Annotated in this window: 2 protein-coding genes; both read right to left on the bottom strand. The window is 28.5% G+C overall.

Annotated features, from left to right (window positions below; genetic code table 11):
• Positions 1-272 precede the first annotated feature (272 nt).
• The gene (locus tag MC378_RS15300; RefSeq protein ID WP_242179706.1) at positions 273-830 is read right to left on the bottom strand and encodes a hypothetical protein; all 558 of its coding nucleotides are present in this window, start codon (positions 828-830) and stop codon (positions 273-275) included.
• Positions 831-998: 168 nt separating this feature from the next.
• On the bottom strand, positions 999-1,820 hold the full coding sequence (locus MC378_RS15305; protein ID WP_242179708.1) for a hypothetical protein: 822 nt from the start codon (positions 1,818-1,820) through the stop codon (positions 999-1,001).
• Positions 1,821-1,929 lie beyond the last annotated feature (109 nt).

A 1,929-nucleotide genomic window follows, 5' to 3' on the forward strand; every position in this document is an offset into this window, starting at 1 on the left:
ATAAAACAATGTCAAAATACTTAATTACTGTTTCTTCTTTCATTCCTTTGAGTGTGATTGGTAAATGGTTGCCAACGGTATTTTGTATGGTTAGTTGCGATGGTTTGGCACTAATTTAATAAATAAAAAACCAAGTGGAAAATCCGTGAGGATTTTCGTAAGTAAGCGATTACTAGCAATTAATTATACAAGTTGTTGGCTACCGTTTTTTAATTCCGATTATTAATTCAATTTTTCAATTATGTTTTTATTCAGTTTCATAATATTCACAATTATTTATTTTTCGATTTTTTCATATTTTCTATACTTTTCAAAACCTTGGAAATATTCAAAGAATCTGCTGTTTTTTGGTTTGAAGTGGAAATTTGCAATTTTTCTAATTCCGATTCCATTTTCTCAATTCTTACTTCTTGTTGTTCTGATTTTCTTACTGAAGATAAATTATTTATAAAATTATAAACACTAAATCCAAATCCTATGAAAGCAAAAACAAATATTGGCCAGAAAGTTTTCACTTGCCACTTTTTTAATCTTAAATCAATTTTAGATTTTTCAAAGTCAATTCGTTCTTTTTCTTTAATATCTTTTTTCTGTTGTTTTAAAAACTCTTGGTATTTTTTCCAACCTCCAATTTCTAAAACGCTCATTCCTGTTTCAGTAAGAGAATATCCTTTTCTTCCTAACTCTATATATCCTTTGGTTTTTAAAAGAATGAAAGATCTTACATATAGACTATGTTGTTCATCTGTTTCAAAATTGTATCTACTTTCTTCACCAAAATTTAAGTCGTTCTTAACTTTGTTTAAAATTCTGTCTATTTCTTTTTCCATTTTCAAAGTTCAAGTAAGTAATGGTTGCCAACGTTGTTGTGTATGGTTAGTTGCGTGTTTCAACAACTAATTTACTAAACAAAAACGAACGCGAGAAAATTCCGAAGGAATTTTCCAAATAAGCACTTGCCAAAGCAATTAATTATACACGGTGTTAGGGTACGTTTTTTATTCTCTATATTTTATTTTTCTCGTTTTAACCATTTTTGTTTTTTTCTTTTTCAACTTTCCGTTTTCAGTTTGAATATGGCTATATCTTTTTTTTGAAATCCAATTTCCTTTTTTGTCATACTTATATTCAATTGTGTAACAAACATTATCATTGTCGTTCCAATTTCTTTTGTAAAATATTAAATCTCCTTGTTCATTATATTTATTCGAAGTCTTTTGTTTTTTCTCTCCAGAATGACTTATGGCTCTATTGTTAGAATTAACCAGCTCATTTTTATTGTTATATTGATTAACGACGACGACGTTATTTTCTAAATCGTAATTTGCAGTTTCATAACCAATTAAACTACCATTTCCATTAAAGTTTTCAAGTCTAATTAAGTTTTTTTCTTTGTCCAAGAAGTATTGAGCGATATTGGAAATTTGTTTTTGAGAATTATAATCTATCTGAACAAAATTGCCAATTGAATCATATTTATATTCAGTTTGTTTTGTTTGATATCCAATTATGTTTATCCATCTTTTGTTGTCAAGTCTAACTCTCCTTTGCAAACTGTCATACTTATAAATATTTAGCCAAATCAATTTATTTTTATCATCGAACCTTTTTAGGCTTGTCAATTGCATTGACTTATTGAAGTCCTTATGCTCAATTTCCGTTTTAATTCCGTCCGAATTATAAAAACTCGTTTTTTCAATAATTTGAGCAAAATTTGCATTCTTTTCGTATTTGGTAGCATTGCTGTTATAACTTGCTATTGACTGTGAAAAGGTCAGTTGCGATAGAAGGAAAGTAGCTATTAAAATTGTTAATCTCATTGATGTTCACTTAGTTTCTGTAAATGTACCCTAACGGTCTTGTATAAGAATAGTGCGGTTTTGTGTGCGAGGATTTTCCGCAGGAAAATCAGACGTAACAAAAATGCAC

The organism is Polaribacter marinus (genome assembly GCF_022662535.1).
GTDB classification, from domain to species: domain Bacteria; phylum Bacteroidota; class Bacteroidia; order Flavobacteriales; family Flavobacteriaceae; genus Polaribacter; species Polaribacter marinus.